The sequence below is a fragment of the Streptomyces sp. NPDC056361 genome, from assembly GCF_042262805.1.
Lineage (GTDB): Bacteria > Actinomycetota > Actinomycetes > Streptomycetales > Streptomycetaceae > Streptomyces.
The window spans coordinates 20,466-38,909 of record NZ_JBHJQI010000032.1 but is presented as its reverse complement, the minus strand read 5'-3'; the positions used below and the strand labels follow the sequence as shown (position 1 = coordinate 38,909).

13 protein-coding genes are annotated in these 18,444 nt (G+C 73.1%); 4 read left to right on the top strand and 9 right to left on the bottom strand.

What is annotated here, in order from left to right:
* Positions 1 to 2,848 (bottom strand): tetratricopeptide repeat protein (locus tag ACFCY7_RS13295; protein WP_376484074.1); only part of this gene is annotated, 2,848 nt, incomplete at its 3' end.
* A 399-nt stretch (positions 2,849 to 3,247) separates the two neighbouring features.
* Here ACFCY7_RS13295 and ACFCY7_RS13290 point away from each other — a divergent pair.
* Positions 3,248 to 3,904 carry an NADPH-dependent F420 reductase gene (locus ACFCY7_RS13290; RefSeq protein ID WP_376484071.1) on the top strand — a complete coding sequence of 219 codons (657 nt, stop codon included), beginning with the start codon at positions 3,248 to 3,250 and terminating at the stop codon, positions 3,902 to 3,904.
* 55 nt (positions 3,905 to 3,959) lie between these two features.
* Here ACFCY7_RS13290 and ACFCY7_RS13285 read toward each other — a convergent pair whose 3' ends face one another.
* The 7 genes from ACFCY7_RS13285 to ACFCY7_RS13255 form a co-directional block, all read right to left on the bottom strand.
* Complete coding sequence (locus ACFCY7_RS13285) at positions 3,960 to 4,964, bottom strand: HEAT repeat domain-containing protein (RefSeq protein WP_376484069.1); 1,005 nt, start codon at positions 4,962 to 4,964, stop codon at positions 3,960 to 3,962.
* Between the two features lie 3 nt (positions 4,965 to 4,967).
* On the bottom strand, positions 4,968 to 5,720 hold the full coding sequence (locus tag ACFCY7_RS13280) for a HEAT repeat domain-containing protein (RefSeq protein WP_376484067.1): 753 nt from the start codon (positions 5,718 to 5,720) through the stop codon (positions 4,968 to 4,970).
* A gap of 110 nt (positions 5,721 to 5,830) precedes the next feature.
* Complete coding sequence (locus tag ACFCY7_RS13275; protein WP_376484065.1) at positions 5,831 to 6,289, bottom strand: TIGR03618 family F420-dependent PPOX class oxidoreductase; 459 nt, start codon at positions 6,287 to 6,289, stop codon at positions 5,831 to 5,833.
* A gap of 59 nt (positions 6,290 to 6,348) precedes the next feature.
* Entirely contained in the window at positions 6,349 to 7,491 is a 1,143-nt protein-coding gene (locus ACFCY7_RS13270) for an ABC transporter substrate-binding protein (RefSeq protein ID WP_376484145.1), read from the bottom strand.
* 225 nt (positions 7,492 to 7,716) lie between these two features.
* Positions 7,717 to 8,436 (bottom strand): hypothetical protein, encoded by a 720-nt coding sequence (locus ACFCY7_RS13265; RefSeq protein WP_376484063.1) that lies wholly within the window; start codon positions 8,434 to 8,436, stop codon positions 7,717 to 7,719.
* 38 nt (positions 8,437 to 8,474) lie between these two features.
* Positions 8,475 to 9,725, bottom strand: a complete 1,251-nt coding sequence (locus tag ACFCY7_RS13260) for a pyridoxal-phosphate dependent enzyme (RefSeq protein ID WP_376484061.1) — start codon at positions 9,723 to 9,725, stop codon at positions 8,475 to 8,477.
* A gap of 192 nt (positions 9,726 to 9,917) precedes the next feature.
* On the bottom strand, positions 9,918 to 11,009 hold the full coding sequence (locus ACFCY7_RS13255) for a hypothetical protein (RefSeq protein WP_376484143.1): 1,092 nt from the start codon (positions 11,007 to 11,009) through the stop codon (positions 9,918 to 9,920).
* 564 nt (positions 11,010 to 11,573) lie between these two features.
* Here ACFCY7_RS13255 and ACFCY7_RS13250 point away from each other — a divergent pair.
* On the top strand, positions 11,574 to 13,133 hold the full coding sequence (locus tag ACFCY7_RS13250; RefSeq protein ID WP_376484059.1) for a PP2C family protein-serine/threonine phosphatase: 1,560 nt from the start codon (positions 11,574 to 11,576) through the stop codon (positions 13,131 to 13,133).
* 140 nt (positions 13,134 to 13,273) lie between these two features.
* Here the strand turns inward: ACFCY7_RS13250 and ACFCY7_RS13245 are convergent, their stop codons facing one another.
* Positions 13,274 to 14,764: a hypothetical protein gene (locus tag ACFCY7_RS13245; RefSeq protein WP_376484057.1), complete on the bottom strand. Its 1,491-nt coding sequence runs from the start codon at positions 14,762 to 14,764 to the stop codon at positions 13,274 to 13,276.
* Between the two features lie 231 nt (positions 14,765 to 14,995).
* Between ACFCY7_RS13245 and ACFCY7_RS13240 the strand changes: the two genes are divergently transcribed.
* Together ACFCY7_RS13240 and ACFCY7_RS13235 are read left to right on the top strand one after the other, a co-directional pair.
* Positions 14,996 to 16,123 (top strand): aminoglycoside phosphotransferase family protein, encoded by a 1,128-nt coding sequence (locus ACFCY7_RS13240; protein ID WP_376484055.1) that lies wholly within the window; start codon positions 14,996 to 14,998, stop codon positions 16,121 to 16,123.
* Between the two features lie 355 nt (positions 16,124 to 16,478).
* Positions 16,479 to 18,398: an N-acetylmuramoyl-L-alanine amidase gene (locus tag ACFCY7_RS13235; RefSeq protein ID WP_376484053.1), complete on the top strand. Its 1,920-nt coding sequence runs from the start codon at positions 16,479 to 16,481 to the stop codon at positions 18,396 to 18,398.
* Positions 18,399 to 18,444 lie beyond the last annotated feature (46 nt).

Below are 18,444 nucleotides of genomic sequence, written 5' to 3'. Positions count from 1 at the left end.
TCTCGAGTGCGGCAGTGAGGTCGGCGACGGCTTCGTCGTATCGGCCGGCCTGCTGGTGTACTTCTCCGCGGTGGGCCAGGGCCCAGGCGAAGGTGGGATCGAGCTCAAATGCCGCAGTGAGATCGGAGACGGCTTCGTCGTATCGGCCGGCCCACCGGTGAACCTCTCCACGGCTGCCGAGAGCCCACACGTAGGTGGGGTCGATTTCGAGTGCGGCAGTGAGGTCGGAGGCAGCCTGGTCGAGCCGGCCGGCTTGCCGGTGCGCCTCTCCACGGTGGGCCAGGGCCCAGGCGAAGGTGGGATCGAGCTCAAGTGCGGCAGTGAGATCAGAGACAGCCTCGTCGAATCGGCCGGCCTGCTGGTGTGCTTGGCCGCGGTGGGCGAGCGCCCAGGCGAAGGTGGGATCGAGCTCAAGTGCCGCAGTGAGATCAGAGACAGCCTCATCGAGCCGGCCGGCCTGCCGATGCGCCTCTCCACGGTGGGCCAGGGCCCAGGCGAAGGTGGGATCGAGCTCAAGTGCCGCAGTGAGATCAGAGACAGCCTGGTCGAATCGGCCGGCCTGCCAGTGCGCCTCTCCACGGCTGCTGAGGGCCCACACGTAGGTAGGGTCGAGCTCGAGTGCGGCAGTGAGATCGGAGACGGCTTCGTCGAATCGGCCGGCCTGTTGGTATACCTCTGCGCGCGTGCTGAGGGTCCAGGCGTCCGTGGGGTTGATCTCGAGTGCGGCAGTGAGATCGGAGACAGCCTCGTCGAACCGGCCCGCCTGCCGATGCGCTTGGCCGCGGGTGCCGAGGGCCCAGGCGAAGGTGGGGTCGAGCTCGAGTGCGGCAGTGAGATCGGAAACAGCCTCGTCGAGCCGGCCGGCCTGCCGATGCGCTTGGCCGCGGGTGCCGAGGGCCCAGCCGTCGCCGGGCTCGAGCTCAAGTGCGGCAGTGAGATCAGAGACAGCCTCGTCGAACCGGCCCGCCTGCCGATGCGCCTCTCCACGGCTGCCGAGCGCCCACACATAGGTGGGGTCGAGCTCAAGTGCGGCAGTGAGATCAGAGACAGCCTCGTCGAATCGACCGGCCTGCCGATGCGCTTGGCCGCGGGTGCCGAGGGCCCAGCCGTCGCCGGGCTCGATCTCGAGTGCCGCGGTGAGGTCGGAGACCGCTGCGTCGTGGTGGCCGAGCCAGCGATGGACTTCGCCGCGACGTGCCCAGGCACGGGCGTTGCGGGAATTCTGCGCGAGGGCGCGGTCCAACTCGGTGAGTGCGTCTTCGTCCCGGTCGCAGAAGTAGAGGAGCACGCCACGGTAGGTGTGGGCCCAGCTTTTGATCTCGGCGCTCAGATCGCTGTGGGAGAGCAGGATGCCAAGACAGGTGAACTCGGGCTCGTCGCCGACCAGACCGTCCCGAAGGCGCTCTGACCAGGTGAGTAGGGTTCCGTCGGTGGTGTCACGAGCGGCTTGTTCCAGCGTCTCGATCCATTGCCGCAGCACAGCGACGTCCTGGTCCGCAGCGTGTACGAGCTGTTCGAGTGCGGGCGTGAGGTGTGTTGCGGGGTGGGCGCAGAGTCGGTGGTACGTCTCGTCCAGGCGGTGGCGGCGCCATTCAGGGTCCTGCCACCGCTTCGCCTCGGGGATTCGGTCCTCGACCGTGGCTCGCCAGACGGCATGCGTGTCGGCGAGCTGCAGGTGCCTGGAAGCCCAGCCCTGAGGGGAGCGAGTGCGCTCCTGGCGGACCATGCTGGCGCGGACCACCGCGTGATAGTGCTTGAAGCCGCCGCGGCCGCTGACGAACGGCTGCCCGCACAGCCACTGCCACAGCCCTTCTCGGCCAGGTCCGGCGGCGGCGGCGAAGACGTCCTCGTTCAGCTGCAGGGGCAGCGCGCACGCCCGTACGGCCTCGCGTTGCTCAGGGTCCGTGATCCACTGCACGAACCGTTCGACCGCCACGTCCGCGAGGTCCCCGTCCGCGTCCACGTCCTCAGCCGTGTGGGGGTGGGCCAGGGCGAGGAGTTCCACGAGCAGCGGCAGTCCCATCGACAGCCGAAGTACCGCTTCCGTCACACCCGGATCCGTGACGCCCCGCGCGGTGAGCAGCGAGCGCGTCTCGGCCTCGGTCAGGACGTCCAGGGGAACGTCCACCACCTGCGCCCGCAGCGATGCCCATTCGCGCTCGGCGAGTTCGTCCCGGCCGGCCAGTACCACGATGACGTTCGCGGGCACCGCACCGAATTCCTCCTCCAGCACACTCAGGAGCCAGCCGTCCAGGTACTGGGCAGTCTGCTCCCACGTGTCGAAGAACAGCACCACCCACCGATGTCGACGGCACAACCGGTCCAGCTCGGCGACGAAAGCCCGGCTCACGTCCGCCTCCTCGCCTCGGGCCCCGCGCCGCCGGGCACGAGCCTGGGAGGTCGATCGGAGTCGGTCCAACCCTTGGGCTGCGGCATCCGGATTCACCATTGCCGTCACAACTCCGGCCCCCGGCACCAGCGACACCGCTCCCAGGGCGGCCTGCGTCACCACCCGGCTCGACACCGACACCTCGCCCTCCGCGGGCATCGGATCCGCCTGGGCCGCCTGGTCTCGCCGGAACTGCTCGACCGCTTTGTCGAACTCCTTGCACGGGCCGGCCTGCTCCGCCAACTGCCTTGCCAGCTCGACCAAGGCCTGCTGCACCCCGTGGACGTCGTTCTCGTCCACCACGGCCGTCACCGCGTCCGCACGCCTGGCCGCCTCCTGCCACTGCCGCAGCAGCGTGGACTTCCCCACTCCGCCCACCCCACGCACGTGGAACAGGAACTCCGCCGGATCCTCCTCAGCCTGCGGGTCCTTCGACAGGTTCTCCGTGAACAGCGCCAACTGCGACCGCCGACCCACGAACCGCGCCTGCGCCCGCTGCCTGATCAGCGCACCCCTCGACAGACCCCGATTACCCGCTCCCGGCAAATCCGCACCCCCGTCACTTCGCCTCCCTCGTTCCTGAGGCCGGCACCGCATCGCCGCCCGAAGCCGTCGCGTCAGGCGTAGGTCATCAGTGTCCGATCCAGGTCCCGCATTTGTCAGGCAAGTGCGAGAGGCGGTGACCGCACGACGGTCGGGGCGCCCTGGGACGCCCCGTCGATCAATGACCGAGTCGAACAAGGGTCCGGCAACCAACGATCCGGGGATCGGAAAGACGTGACCTAGGACCATCGACCGACGGTTCCTCGGTTCCGGGCCCGAGGCGGCTGCCACGTGCGACCCGGCACGCTGGGCGTCATGCGCATCGGAATTCTCGGAACAGGACATGTAGGACAGGCACTCGCGACGGCGTGGGCGCGTGGCGGCCACGACGTGATCCTGGGGTCGCGGCGACCCGACGACCCGGCGCTCCTCACGGAGCTGAAGGAACTCGTCGCAGCCGGCTTACGGATCGAGGACTCGGCCACGGCCGTCGCCCACGCCGAGGTCGTCGTGAACGCCACTCCGGGTACGGCCTCCGTGGCCCTGCTCGACACGGTCGGGGCGCCCGCACTCGCCGGGAAGGTCCTGCTCGACGTCGCCGTCGGCTTCCTGCCGGACGGCACGCCGTCCCACCCCGTCGTCAGCCTCGGCGAGGAGATCCAGCGGGCCTTCCCGGACACCCGTGTCGTGAAGACCTTCTCCACCATCGACCGCGGCGTGATGGTCGCCCCGCACTCCCTCGACGGTCCCAGCACCGTCTTCCTCTCGGGCGACGACCCGGTCGCCAAGCAGGTCGTCCGCGGCCTCCTCACCGACCTGGGCTGGCCGCACGACTCGCTCCTCGACCTCGGACCCATCGCCACGGCACGCGGCCAGGAACACTTCGCCGACCTCTTCGTAGCCATCGCCCAGGCGACCGGAACCTACGAGTTCGGTATCCGCGTCGTCCTCCCCGCGACGTCCGAGGCCTGAGCCGCTCCGCCCATGGCGTCTCCGGCGGGGCACGGTCGGCGCGACCTCCCGAACGTCACTGTGCGTCGCGCAGCCCCAGCAGGTAGGTCGCGGTGACGGCGACGGCGCGGTCGTCGTCGTGGGACAGGGCCACGAGCGCGCGGGTCGCTTTCGTTCCCGGTACGGACGCGAGTGCCTGGGTGAGGCGTGCGCGGGCGGGGGCTTCGGTGGTGTCGTGGGCGAGGCGGTCGACGAGGCCGGTCGCGATCCGGTTCTCCGTCGCGGGGTCGGCGGCGAGGACGCTGAGGGCGTCGGCGGCTTCGGTGTCGTTCCGTCCCGCGACGATCATGTCGATGAGGGTCGGGATCGCGTCGGGCTCCCCGCGCGCGCCGAGGGCGAGGGCCGCGTGGCCGCGGACCGCCGGGTCGGCGTGCGCGAGGGCTTCGTGCAGCGCCGCGGCGGCCTCGGCGCCGGACAGCTCGGCGAGGGAGCGGACGGCCCGGTCCCGCACCGCGGCCATCGGTGAGTCGAGGCCCCGCGCGAGCAGTGCGGGGCCTCCGTCGTCCGATCGGGCCAGCGCCCACCGGAGGGCTCCGGCGACGTTCGTGTCCGTCTCGCTGAGAACCGCCTCGACGAGCGCTTCCACCGGCAGCGGCACGTCGTCGGCGGAGGCGAGGGCCGCGCGCTGGCGGGCGTCGGCGTTCGGCGAGCCCAGGGCCTGGAGCAGCGCGACGACCTGGAGGACGTCCTCCCAGCCGGCGGGGTCCGCCGCGTCGATCCGGTGCAGCCGGGTGAGCAGCTCGGTCTCGGCGGCGATGCGTTCCCGTGTCCGGAGGACGAGGTCGCCGACGAGCTCGGCGGGCGTGAACGCCGGATCGTCGAGCGCGCGCCCGATCTCCCGCAGCGAGAGACCCAGTGACCGCAGGCTCTCGATGTGGAAGATCCGCCGGATGTCGTCCCCGGAGTACTCGCGGTAGCCGGAGCCCGTACGACCGGACGGCCGCACCAGGCCGAGGGACTCGTAATGCCGGAGCATGCGGGAACTGACCCCGGACCGTCGCGCCACTTCACCGATCAACACGCCCTATGGTCCCTCCTGGCCGGCGCCCCCGAGAGCGACGACACGCTTGGCCTCTTCGATCGCGTATCCGAATCCGGTGTCCGGGTCGCGGAGCAGCCGCTCCGTGGCGAGCGCGTGCGCGCGCACGTCCGGGTCGGGGTGCGACGCCGCGTCGTGGAGCGCCGGCACGATCGCCTCGCCCAGCTCGACCAGCACACGGCTGAGACTCAGTCGGGTCTCCCGCTCGCCGCGCCCGAGCTGTGTCGCCAGTACCGCCGCCAGTGCGGACTCCTCTCCGTCCGGTACGAGCACCACCGCGGCCCGCCAGGCGCTCCGTGCCACGTCGTCGTCGGCGTCGGTCAGCAGCGTCCCGGTGATCGCCGGCCAGGCCCGCCGGTCCCCGATCTTGGACAGCGTGTGCAGCGCCTGGCTCCGTGCCTGCGCCCGCTCCGAGCGGACCTCGCGGAGCATCTCGGGGAGCGTCATCGACACCGGATGGCGCGTGAGCGCCCACGTCAGCATGTCGCGGACGAAGAACTCGGGCTCGACCGCGCACCGCTCGACGAGCTTGCCGACGAAGCGCGGGTCGGGCGCCGTTCCCACCGCCAGCGCGGCCCGCAGCCGCACCGACGAGGAACCGTCTTCGAGCCCCCTGAGCGCGCCCGCCACATCCGTGTCCTCAACCTGTCCCGTGTGCTGTACCTGTCCCGTGTCCTGCACCTGTCCCGTGACCGTCACCGAGACCACCTCCTCGGCGAGCAGTGAAGACCTTGTCACCGTGTCAAGGTCAAGCACCGCCCACCGCGCGACCGCGGCCCCTCGGGGCGGTGTCCGTCGGGGCGGTGTCCGTCGGGCACAGACGCTCTCGGACGGTCTCAGACGTCGATTCAGACGTCGATGTCGAGTGCCGTCCCGTACAGGCGGGACACCTTCAGCCGGATGACCACGCGGCGCTCGGCGACCAACTGCTCCAGGAACGCGTCCTCGTCCTCCGGCTTCGCGGCGTCCGGAATCATCGCGAGCAGCTCGCGGCCGGTCGCGTCGCCCGGGGTGGTCGTCACGTCCGAGACCTCGGCCTCGCCCTCGGCCACGGCGAACGACCACACGTCGCCGCCCGGGACGTGCAGGGCGGCCCGCGGGTCGCGCCGGAGCTGCTTGACCTTGACGCGGTCGGCGGTGCTGGAGAACCGGATGACGCGCTCGTCGGCGTCCCAGCTGTAGACCATGGTGGTCATATGCGGGTGGCCGCTGCGCTTGATGGTGGCGAGCGTGCCGAACTGCTGGGTGCTCAGCAGCTCGGACAGGGCGTCGTCGGACAGGATGCGGGGTGCGGGACCTTGAGTCATGTGATCGTCAACTCGCCTGTACGTGCGCGCATTCCCTCTCTCCGGACGCCCCGGCGCGGTCAGCCGGTGTGGCGGATCCGGAGCCGTTCGGGGTCCGCCGGGTCGCGGTCGACGATCCGGACCGGCGGCCAGACCCACTGCCACACGCCGATGCCCGGCGCGCGGGAGAAGCGGATCGGGCCCCGGGTGCCCTCGACCGTCACGTGCGGCCACGCCGCGGCGACGCCCGCCCGGTCCGCGCCGTCGCTCGAACGGAGCGCCTCTACAAGGACGGTGACGGTGTCCCACCCTTCGAAGGCGACGAAGGACGGCGTCTCTCCCAGCCGCTCGCGGAGCTCCTTGCCGACGCGTTCGCCGAGCGGCCCCGGGTGCTCGGGCAGGTAGCTGAGGAACGGGATCCCGGCACCGTCCTCGCCCAGCGCCGCGGCCCATCCGGCGAACTCCGGCTGCCCCGCGGGAGCGCCGATCAGGACCTCCGCGAGCCGCCGGTCGCCGCGGACGGCCCTGACGATCGGAACTGCCGGCTCCGGATGACCGACGAGCAGGAGCAGCGCCCTCGCGCCGTGGTCGGCGACCGCGTCGCACAGAGCCTCCGGGGTGAGGGCGTTCGCGTCGAGCTCGACGACGGATCCCCCACGGGCAGCGAGGTGGTCGCGCAGGATGCGGGTCCCCGACGCCCAGTAGACGCTGGGCTGGGTCGCCACGGCGATCCTGCCCCGGCCCTCGCCGAGCAGGAAGTCCGCGTACGCCCGCCAGCCGTGGGACTGCGCCGGGGCCAGGCGCGCGACCCACTCCGCCGGCTCCTCGGTGAGCGCGTCCAGCACCGCGGACGAGCAGAGGAACGGCACACCGAGGGCATCCGCCCGGGCGGCGGCGGCGCGCGCGACGACGCTGTGGTACTCGCCCGCCACCGCCGCCACCCCCAGTCCCGCGAGTTCGTCCACGGCCGCCGCCGCCCGCTCCGGGTCGGCCGCGGTGTCCCGGACCACCAGCTCCACCGGCACGCCGCCGATCCCGCCCGCGTCATTGACGTCGCGAACACCCAGTTCGAGCCCGGCGAGCAGATGCCGTCCCGCTTCCACCCAGCCGGGCCTCGTCAACGGCACGAGGGCACCCAGGCGGACGGACTCCCTGCCGGTGCGCCCTGCTTCGGCCGCCGACGTCGATGAAGACGGCGAGGACGACGGCGACGGCGACGACATGGGCGGCTGTTGCTGCGTGTTCATCGGTGTATTCCCCTGCGACGAAGCGTTGACGGCCGACCCGGAACCCGGCTGTGCGGATCCGGGGAACGGCGGTGCGGTACAAGAGGGGACGATACGAAACCGGGCTGGACGAGACGAAACCGGGCTGGACGGGACCGGGCTGAACAGGGCTGGGCTGGGCTGAACGGGACTGGAATGAACGGCACTTGGCAGGCGGCGGTCTCACCCTTCGGCGTCGGAGGCGAGCCAGGTCTGCCAGACGTGGACCGAGTTGGGCACGTCGGGGCGGTCGAGGAGCCACAGGACGTACCCCGCGTGCCGTCGGGCCCACGGCTCGCCGGAGCCGGCGGCGGTCTCCAGCCTCGCGCGCAGGTCCTCGCCCCCGACGGCGCGGGCGACGCGCACGTACTCCCGGTCCTTGCAGCGGTACGGCCGTAGGACGACCGTCTCGACGAGGTCCGTGAGCTTGGCCCTCACCGGGTGGGAGTGGCCGGGCACCGCCACCTCCCGCAGGAGGAGCTCTTTCGTGCCCCACTTCTTGGCGTGGCGGGTCCACTCGACGGGGAACCGGGCCTCCCACTCCAGGAAGAGCAGGGCGTACGGCAGTCCCGGCCACGTCGTGACGTCGTCGTGCCGCCGGTTCCACAGCGCATCGGGCAGTACGTGCCTGCCCGCCTCGCGGTAGGCCTCGTAGGCGTCGAGGAATCCGGGATCCCGCCATTGCGCCGGTCCGCCGAGCGGCGACGTCGCGCGCCCCACCTCGTTGAACCGCCGCGCGGCGTCCCCGACGTTCCGCTGCGCCTCGGCGAGCCGGACCAGCGCCTCGGTCCGCTCCTCCGCGTCGGCGGCGATCAGCCCGAACGCCCAGCCCAGCCGCGCGTCCCACTCGCGGACCTCGTCCACGGCGTCCGCGCCCGCACCCGCACCCGATTCGCCCGTCACGCGTTCCCGTCGCCCGCCCTTCTGTCCCCCGCTCTCCCTCAACTGTCCTGCTGCTTCCTGCCAATGTCGGAGGCAGTGTCGGTGTCGATGTCACTGTCCCCGTCGGTCAGCGCGGCCTTGATGGAGGTCCAGTCCGGGGACGTCGGCGCGTACCTGTGCCGTGCGGTGTCGACGTCCTTGTAGCCGCTGGAGGTGGCGACGCAGACGACGGGACCATCGGTCTCGCGGGGTCCGTGCGCGCGGAGACCAGCGAGGCCGGCGGCGGCGGACGTCTCGCACCAGAGGCCCTGGGAGGCCAACTCAGCGCTTGCAGCGGCCATTTGCTCGTCCGTCACCGTGCGGGCGGCGCCGCCGGACTCGCGGACGGCGAGCACGCCCCGGTAGCTGTTGATCTCGCAGTCGATCGCGTAGGCGGTGGTGGGTCCGACGGGGACCCGGGCGACGGGCCTGCCCGTGCGCACGGCCTCGGTGAGGGCGCCGGCCGCGGCGGGCTCGGTCGCGTACATCCGGGGGACGGAGTCGGTGACGCCGAGCCGGACGAGCTCCTGGAACCCCTTGGCCACGCCGAAGAGCAACTCCCCGTACCCCGTGGGGAGATGGACTGCCGCCGGGGCCCGCCCCAGGTCCAGTGCGATCTCGTAGGCGAGGGTCTTGTACCCCTCGGGCCCGAAGGGGTGTCCGGTGTGGGCGCTGTCCGTGACGCTGCTGACGCTCTGGAAGCCGAGTTCGTCGACGATCCGGCGCATCAGCGGACGCACGGCCTCGACGGGCACGGTCAGCACGGTCGCTCCGTACGCCCGGAGGTGGGAGGCGACGGCGGGCGGCGCGTCCGGGGAGGTGAACACGGCGCAGGGCAGTCCGGCGCGGGCCGCGTAGGCGGCGGCCGCCGCGCCGTGGTTGCCGGAGGAGGACACCACGATCCCGCGCGCGCCCGAGGCGACGGCGGCACTGACGGCGACCCGGTTCAGGCGGTCCTTGTGGCTCCACGTGGGATTGCGGGACTCGTCCTTGATCCACACCCCGTCGCCGAGTTCGACCAGCGGGGTGTTCCCCTCCCCGAGCCCGGGCGCCGCGAGCGGCGGCAACAGCGGCGCCCACCGCTCCAGGCCGTGGGAGGCCGGGCGGGTGAACAGATCGGCCGGCACCTCGTCGTACGCGTAGTCGATGTCGAGCGGGTACGCGACCTCGTTCGTGGACGTGACGGGACAGCCCCGGGTCAGCGGCGGCCACAGCGGATGGCGTACGGACGGATCGGCGAGCGAACGCTGGGCGGTGGCGAGCGAGGTCACGTGGGCTGGGACCTTTCAGGGCGAGGGCGAGGGCGAGGGTGGAGGCGGAGGCGAGGACGGGGGCAGGGCCAGGGACACGGCCGGGGAGGGCGGGGAGGACGGGGAGGGGGACAGGAACGGGGACGGGACCCGCGGGCCCGCGGTCACGGTCGGCCCATCCGGTGAGGCGGACGACCGGACCGTAGGTCCCGGTCAGCCCATCCGGCGGGTCAGGGCGGCGAGGGCTCCGGGCTGGCGGCCGGGGACCCGGTGGCGCAGGGTGACGAGGGTGGGGCCGAGGGCGCGGGCGCGGGCGGGGTCGGTGATCTGTTCCCACTGGTGGTGGGCGCGGTCGACGGCGCCTTCGACGTCCGGGTCGTCGGGACGCTGGCGGAGGGCGAGGCGGGCCTCGGCGGCGGCCAGCCACAGTTCGCAGCTGCGGGCGGGTTCGCCGGCGAGCCGGGCGAGGTCGGCGCGCACCTCGGTCCAGTGCACGGCCTCGGGTGAGTGGGGTCCGTGGCGGCGCAGGGCCTCGTGTTCCCAGGCCGCGGCCACGGCCGCGGCCTCTCCGTGCCGCCCGGCCATGGCGGCGGCGAGGATGGCGGGGTGCGGGTCGTCCGGCACGACGGCGGCGGGCGGAGGCGCGGGAGCGAGGAACCGGGACTCCGCGGTGGCCGGGGCGGTGCCGGCGGCGGCCTCCGCGTGGAGGGTGGCGTGCGGGAGCCGGGCGCCGGAGCGCCAGAGTTCCGCCCAGGCGCGGAGGTAGTCGGGGGTCGCGGGCTCGCCCCGGCGCGGGGCGGGTGTCACCCGCCCGTAGAGGAGGGGTCCGGGTCCGAGGTGCAGCAGTTCGGGTACGGCCGTGAGGCGCTGCCACACGTCGGGGTCTGCGACGAGGTCGGCGACGACGGTCGTGGTGCCTGGCCGCCGTACGCCGAGTTCGCCGGCGAGCCAGTGCCAGGGCAGCGCCGTGTAGCGGAGGGTGGCCGGGGTGGTGCGGGCGAGTGCGAGGTGCGGCAGTTCCTGCCGCCGGTCGAGGTGGAGCTGGCCGGCGAGGCAGACGACCAGCGGGCCGGGGCTCGCCGCCGCCGCGCGCAGGCGGGTCAGGACGGTCTGCGGGTCGAGCGGGTCCGCGAGTTCGACGACGGTCGCGGTGGTCGTGCCGGTGAGCACCCCGGGCGGTACGGCGGCCAGCGCCGGCAGCACCGACGCGGCGTCCATGGCCCGCCCCCGTCCGGCGGGCGCGGCCGCGAGCAGCAGCGCGGTACCGATGGCCGCGACGGCGGCGTCGCCCCGCATCACACCCATGGTGGCAGCGGCGCCGCCCCGCATCGCACCCATGGTGGGGGTGCCGTGGTCCCGTGCCGCACCCATGGCCGTACCGCCGACACCCGGCACTGCACCCACGGCACTGTCGCCCCCGCCCCGCGCCGCGCCCACGGCGGTGTCGCCGACAGCTCTCATCGCGGCCGTACCGGTGTTGCCGCCGTCCCATGCCGCAGCCACGGCGGTGGCACCGCCGTCCTCTGCCGCACCCGCGCCGGGCGCGCCGACGGGCCCGGTCGCCGTCGTACGTGTTCCCGTGGCGCGAGCGCCCGTTCCCCTGTCCGCCGGTCTCGTTGCCGCGCGCGTACCAGGCCCGTTCGTGACCGCCGTGTACGTGCCCACCGTGCCGTTCCCGTCGTCGTTCACCACCCCAGCACCGTAACGCGTCGGGCCCTGGCCGATATTCGCTGGGCCTTTGACATATGCCGGAAGCACCACCGGATCGAGTGTTGCCAAATCCCTTACGGGCCGTCCCGTGCTGTGCAACAGTCGTATCCGGGCCTCCCCTTCACACGTGGCCGTGCCCCGCCTGCATCGGAGTTCGTCATGCCGTCCCCTCTGTTCGCGGACCGCCCCGCTCAACCGCCGGAGCCGGGCGCGGTGGACGCGCTGATCTCCCAGACCCGCCGCCTGCGCGGCGAGGTCGACGCCGTGCGCAGGGACGCCGTGGCGGACGACGACGATCCGCAGCAGCGGTGGCAGCGAGCCCTGTGCGACCTCGCGGTACACCAACTGGACGATCTCGGCGCCCACTTGGGCCAGCTGCGGGCCGGCGTCCCGGCGGAGCTCGTACCCGAGACCGCTCCCGGGGCCGATCCCGGTGCCGAGGTCGGATTCGACGGCGGACTCGACGGCGGACTCGACGGCGGATTCGACGCGGGATTCGACGGCGCGCTCGACGCGACGCTCGCATCGGACCCCGGAGCCGCGTACGGACGCGCCGCACCGCCGCGCACCGGCTCGCTGCTGTCGCGGGTGGGCAGCGCGGAGTGGAACCTGCTGACGGACGAGGTCAGCTGGTCGGAGGAGCTGTACCAGATCTTCGGACGCGCCCACGAGAGCGGTCCGATGTCACTGGACGAGATGCCCTCGATGGTCTTCGCCGAGGACCAGTCCGTCCTCCAGGCCATGGTCACCGACTGCCTGATCGACGGGAAGCCGATCGACGGCGAGTTCCGCATCGTGCGGACGGACGGCCGGGTGCGCACGGTGCACATGACCGGCGAGCCGGTGCTCGACTCGGACGGCTGCACGGCCTCCATGTGGGCCGTGTTACGCGACGTCAGCGAACTGCGGCGCAGCCAGCGGGCGGTGCGCGAGAGCCGGGACAGCCTGGAGCGCAGCCGCCGGATCGAGCAGACCGAGCGCAGGGTCGCCGTCGAGCTCCAGGAGGCGGTGCTCCCGCCGTGGCGGGGCTCGCTCCGCTTCGCGCACGACGGCCCCGCCCCGCTGGACGTGGCCGCCCACTACCTGCCGGCCGCCACCCCCGGACTGATCGGCGGTGACTGGTACGACGCGCTCGCGCTGCCGGACGGGGACGCGCTGCTCACCGTCGGCGACCTGACGGGCCACGGCGTCGCCGCGACCTCCTCCATGGCCATGCTCCTCGGCGCGCTGCGCGGGATGGCCGTCGCCGGGATCCGGCCCGCCGCCCTGATGGGGCACCTCAACCAGCTCCTGGAGACTTCCGTACAGCCCGCGCTCGGCAGCGCGATGTGCTGCCGGTACGACCCCGTCGCCCAGACCGTGACCTGGGCGCAGGCCGGACACCCCGCCCCGCTGCTGTTCCGCGACGGGACGGGGCACGTCCTGCGCCGCCCCGAGGGCGTGCTGCTCGGGGCGACGACCGGAGCCGTGTACGGCGAGGGCCGGACCCGGCTGCTCCCCGGCGACGTGCTCGTCCTGCACACCGACGGGCTGACCCGCGGCAGCGGTGCGGGCGGCGGCCTCGGGGACGACACCGGCGCGCGGCGCCTCCTCGCTCTCGGTCCGCGGCTCTCCGGGGCGCGGGACGCCCAGGACGGGGTGCGCGCGGTGGTCGAGGAGTTCGGCGAGGAGCAGCGCGAGGACGATGCCTGCGTGATGGTGGTCCGGGTCGGCCACTGAGCCGTCCGGGCCCTGCCCGCCGAGTCCGGGTCGGCCGTTGAGCCGGCCTGGCCCTGCCCGCAGATCGTTCCGTGCCCCGGCCCTTCGTTTCCCCAAGGACCGTTCGTACCCTCAGGACTGCGTACCGCGGTGCGGGCCTTTCAGGCCTGCCCGGTCCGCGGCCGGTTGACCGGCGACCTGGGCAGGGCCAGTTCGATCTCCTCGCGCAGGTTCTCGATCCGCGAGTAGCCGGCGTACTGGCCGGTGAGCCGGTACATCTCGCGCAGCCGGTCCCAGGTCCGGTGGGACGAGGTGTCGCCCATGGACATGAGGGCGAGCCGGGCGTAGCGGTCGGCCTGCTCCGGATCGTCGGCGATGAAGCAGGCCGAGGCGAGGGAGATGTGGTCGAAGAGCTTCGACCGCTCGTGCCCGCCGTGCCGGAGCTCGATGGCCAGCTTGGCGTGGCGCTGTGCCGGGACGGCGGCGGCCGGGTCGTGCTCGGCGAGGGTGCGGTAGGCGAGGGCCTGCATGCCGTGCATGTCGGCCTCGTCGAAGTTCTGCATCCAGCTGGGCTTCTCGTCGCGCCGGTCGGACACGAACAGGTCCTCGGCCTCGCCGAGCGTGCGGCGCATGGCCTGGCCCCGTCCCATCGACGCCTGCGCCCAGGCCTCGATCGTGTGGAACATGGCCTGGGTCCTGGGCAGCAGCCGCTCGCCCGCGCCGGCCTTGGCGAGCTTCATGAGGTCGAGGGCGTCGTCGGGTCGGCCCAGGTGCACCATCTGGCGGGCGGCGCGGGAGAGCGCCTCGCCGGCCCGGGGCCGGTCGCCGCCCTCGCGGGCCGCGTGGGCGGCGATGACGAAGTACTTCTGCGCCGTGGGTTCGAGGCCCACGTCGTGCGACATCCAGCCCGCGAGGACGGCGAGGTTGGCGGCGACGCCCCACAGGCGCCGCTGGAGGTGGTCGGCATGGCGGTAGGCGAGCATGCCGCCCACCTCGTTGAGCTGGCCCACCACGGCCTTGCGCTGGAGACCGCCGCCCCGGGAGGCGTCCCAGGCACGGAACACCTCCACCGAGTGCTCCAGGGCCTCGATCTCCTCCGACCCGATGGGGGCGGCCTCGTAGCGGTCGAACCCAGCGGGGTCGGCGTGGAGGGGATCGGTGGCCCGCGGAGCCTCGCCCTTGCGGGAGGGGTCGGTCTGCAGCCAGTCGTGCATGGCGTTGGTGAGTACGGAACCGGCGGCGAGCGCGGCACCCGCGCCCACCAGGCCGCGTCGGTTGAGCATGAGGTCCATTCCCGTGAATTCGGTGAGGACCGCCGCCGTACGATCGGGTGCCCAGGGCAGCCCGTCAGGGTTCTCCGTCTTCCTGACGTCCTGCCGCTTCCCGGCGCGCCCGTGTCGTACGAACCCGAGGTCCTCGATGGTCACGACACGGCCGAGTCGCTCGGTGAACAGTGCTGCCAGCACCCGGGGGACGGGATCGCGGGGCGTTTCGCCCCGGTCGATCCAGCGCCGCACCCGCGAGGTGTCGGTCGCCAGCTGGGGGTGGCCCATGGCCGCCGCCTGCCGGTTGACGAGTCTCGCGAGTTCGCCCTTGGACCAGCCGGCCAGGCCGAAGAGGTCCGCCAGGCGGGTGTTGGTTTGTCCGGTCACGTCTAAGCCCCCAGGTTCTCGGCTGAGTTGACAGTAGCCCCCTGTCATAGGGCTGGCGACTATTCGCCAGGGTTCGCCAGGGTGCGCCCGATGTTCCGCCACCCGCGCCCGGGTGTCAGGTATGAACGCGCCACCCCGCACCGCCGACCGGCCCTCATTCCCCAGGGTGCGGACCGGGGAGCGGGCGGGGCGACGCACGCAACTCGTCGGCCACGAAGGGATCTGTCACCCATGTACACAGCATCGTCCTCCGTGTCCGCACCGCCCCGGCCGCAGCACCGCATCGTCCCCGCCGGCGCCGGTCCGTACCTCGCCCCCGTGACCCAGGCCGTCCGGCCCAGGCGCTGGGCGGGCGGCACCGGTACGCAGCCGGTCAGCGGGAGAATCGATCTGTCCGGCCCCCAGGGGGCGCAGCTGAAGATGGCGATCGCCTCGGTCCACCGGATCTGCCCGGAGTTCAACCCGGTGCAGGTGCTGCGGCGCAGCGGACGTTCCGTACTCATCGTCGGGACGACCGGGCGGACCACGGCGGTCGCGAAGTGTTTACTGGACCACTCCCCCGCGTGGGTCGAGCGGTTCCAGCACGAGATAGCGTCCTACCGCTCCTTCGTCCGCCACCGTCCGCCGGTGCGGGCGCCGCGGCTGATCGCGGCGGACCCGGAGAACTGCACGCTGGTGATCGAGCGGATGCCCGGGCGGGCGGCGGCGCTGTCGCGCCACCCCGTGGAGGCGCCGCCCCGGGCCGACGTGCGGGCCGCGCTCGGCGCGGTCGCCCGGCTCAACGCCTGGCGCCCGCCGGCCGGGACGTTCGACGCCCCGCTGGACTACGGCACCCGGATCGCGCGCTACCACGAGCTCGGTCTCTTCACCGACCGGGACCGGGACGACCTGCAGAAGCTGCTGCACGGTCTGGCGCACGCGGGCGGTCGGCAGGGCATGGGGCAGTTCTGTCACGGTGACGCCCTGCTCTCCAACATCCTGCTCTCCCCGGCCGGTCCGGTCCTCGTCGACTGGGAGCACGCGGGCTGGTACCTGCCCGGCTACGACCTGGCGACGCTGTGGGCGGTGCTCGGTGACGCGCCGCTGGCCCGGCGCCAGATCAGTCAGCTCGCCCAGCAGGCGGGACCGGCGTCCCGGGACGCCTTCCTGGTGAACCTGATGATCGTGCTGACGCGGGAGATCCGCACCTACGAGACGGCGGTGCAGCGGACGATGAAGGAGGCCCCGCCGGCCGGTTCCGTGCCGGTGCCCTCGGGGGCGCTCGCCCCCGGTGAGGAACAGCGGCTGCTCCTGAGGCGGCTGCACGACGACTGCGCCATGGCACGGCGGGCCGTGCGCGCGGCGGTCGGGACGCGCTGAAGGGCCCGACCGACGAAACGGGGGGTGCGCCGTGCGCCCGGTGCCGACACACCGGGACGCGGCGCACCGGCTCGTCCGGAGTGACGGGCGGGCCGGGCCTTCGGTCATTGGTCCACTCCACTGACGCGTCCCAGGCCCGGGACCCGTCTCCGCGAAACTCCGCCACCTGGCCTCCATTCCCGCTCTGACGTGGGAACTTCCGTGCGCGCAGGCGTGATTGACGGATCGTCCGGGACCCGATACCCCTGTACGGGTTCGGTCCCGCACGCCCCCGTGTCACCCCACGCCCCTGGAGGCTGCCTTGCTCCGTTCCGTGTCCCGCAGACGTACGCCACCGCGCCGGGTACCGAGGGCGGTGGGCGCCGTGGCGTCCGCCGCCCTGCTGCTTCCCCTGCTGTCCGCCGCGCCGCAGGCGGGTGCCGACGTCCCCGAGGCGGGTGTCCTCCAGGGGCAGTTCGCGCGGGCGGCCGCGCGCCACGGGGTGCCGGAGAGCGTGCTGCTCGCCGTCTCGTACCTCCAGTCGCGGTGGGACGCGCACGGTGGCGCGCCCAGTGTGACCGCCGGGTACGGGCCGATGCACCTGACGGACGCCGTGACGGCGCTGGCCGGGGCCGCCCCGCACCACTCCGGTGAGGAGGAGGACGCGCGCGGGGACGCCTCGCGGGCGGTCCGTTCGGGCGCGGCGGCGGAGGTGCCGTCCCCGGAGCGGCTGCCGGACCGGCTGCGGACCCTGGAGCGGGCGTCCGCGCTGTCGGGGATCCCGGCGGAGGAGCTGCGGACCAGTACGGCCGCGAACATCGAGGGCGGAGCGGCGCTCCTCGCGGCCGCCCAGCGGGAGTCGGGCCTGCCGGCCGGCACGGATCCGGCGGACTGGTACGGGGCGGTGGCGGCGTACTCCGGTGCCGACGACTCGGCGACGGCGGCCGCGTACGCGAACGACGTGTTCGACGTGATCCGGACCGGGGAGTCGCGGACGACGGACAGCGGCCAGGTGGTGACGCTCGCCGCCGCCCCCGGGGTCGCGCCCGCCACGGAGCAGGTGGACCGCCTGGGGCTGCGGCGGCCGGCCGGCGGTCCCGTGGAGTGCCCGCGTTCGGTGGCCTGCGAGTGGATCCCCGCGCCGTACGAGGAGTTCGGGGACGGGGACTACGGGAACCACGACAAGGCGAACCGGCCGGCGTCCCAGTCGATCGACTACATCGTGATCCACGACACCGAGGCCACCTGGGACGTCACCCTGAAGCTGGTGCAGGATCCGACGTACGTGTCGTGGCAGTACTCGCTGCGCTCCTCCGACGGGCACGTCGCGCAGCACCTCCCGCTGAAGGACGTCGGCTGGCACGCGGGCAACTGGTTCGTGAACGCCAAGTCGGTGGGGCTGGAGCACGAGGGCTTCCTCACCTCGCCCGACTCCTGGTACACGGAGGCGATGTACCGGACGTCGGCGCGCCTGGTCCGGTACCTCGCCGACCGGTACGACATCCCGCTCGACCGGCAGCACGTCCTGGGGCACGACAACGTGCCCGGCACCGTGACGTCCACGATCCGGGGCATGCACACGGATCCGGGTCCGTACTGGGACTGGGCGCACTACTTCAAGCTGCTCGGCCGTCCGATCACGCCGAGCGCCGGTCCGCACGCGGGCGTCGTCACGATCCGGCCGGACTACAGCGCCCACCAGCCCGTCTACACGGGCTGCGTGACGGCGGGAGAGGCATGCGCGCCGCACGGCAGCGGGGCGGTGCGCCTGCACACCGCGCCGAGCGCCGACGCCCCCCTCGTGAAGGACGTCGGTCTGCGGCCGGGCGGGCAGGACTCGACCACCGGGGTCAACGACACCGGGGCGCGCGCCTCCACGGGGCAGAGCTTCGCGGTGGCGGAGCGCCGGGGGGACTGGACGGCGATCTGGTACCTCGGGCAGAAGGCCTGGTTCCACAATCCGCGGCAGGAGCCGACGGCGGTGAACGCGCGGGGGAAGGTCCTGACCCCTCGGGAGGGTCTCGCCGAGGTGCCGGTCTACGGGCGGGCGTACCCGGAGGCGTCGGCGTACCCGGCGGGCGTGCCGGTGCAGTCGGTGTCGCCGCTGCCGTACAAGCTGCTCGCCGGGCAGCGGTACGTGGTGGGCGGCCGGACGCCGGGCGAGTACTACTTCGCGCCGGTGTTCGACCCGACGGACCACCGGGTCGTCCGGGGCCAGGAGGAGTACTACGAGATCCAGTTCGGCCATCGGGTCGCCTTCGTGAAGGCCGCTGACGTGCGGGTTTCCCAGGGCTGACGGGGGCTTGGCCGAAAGGTGAGGGGTGGTGTCGGACGGGCGGTCC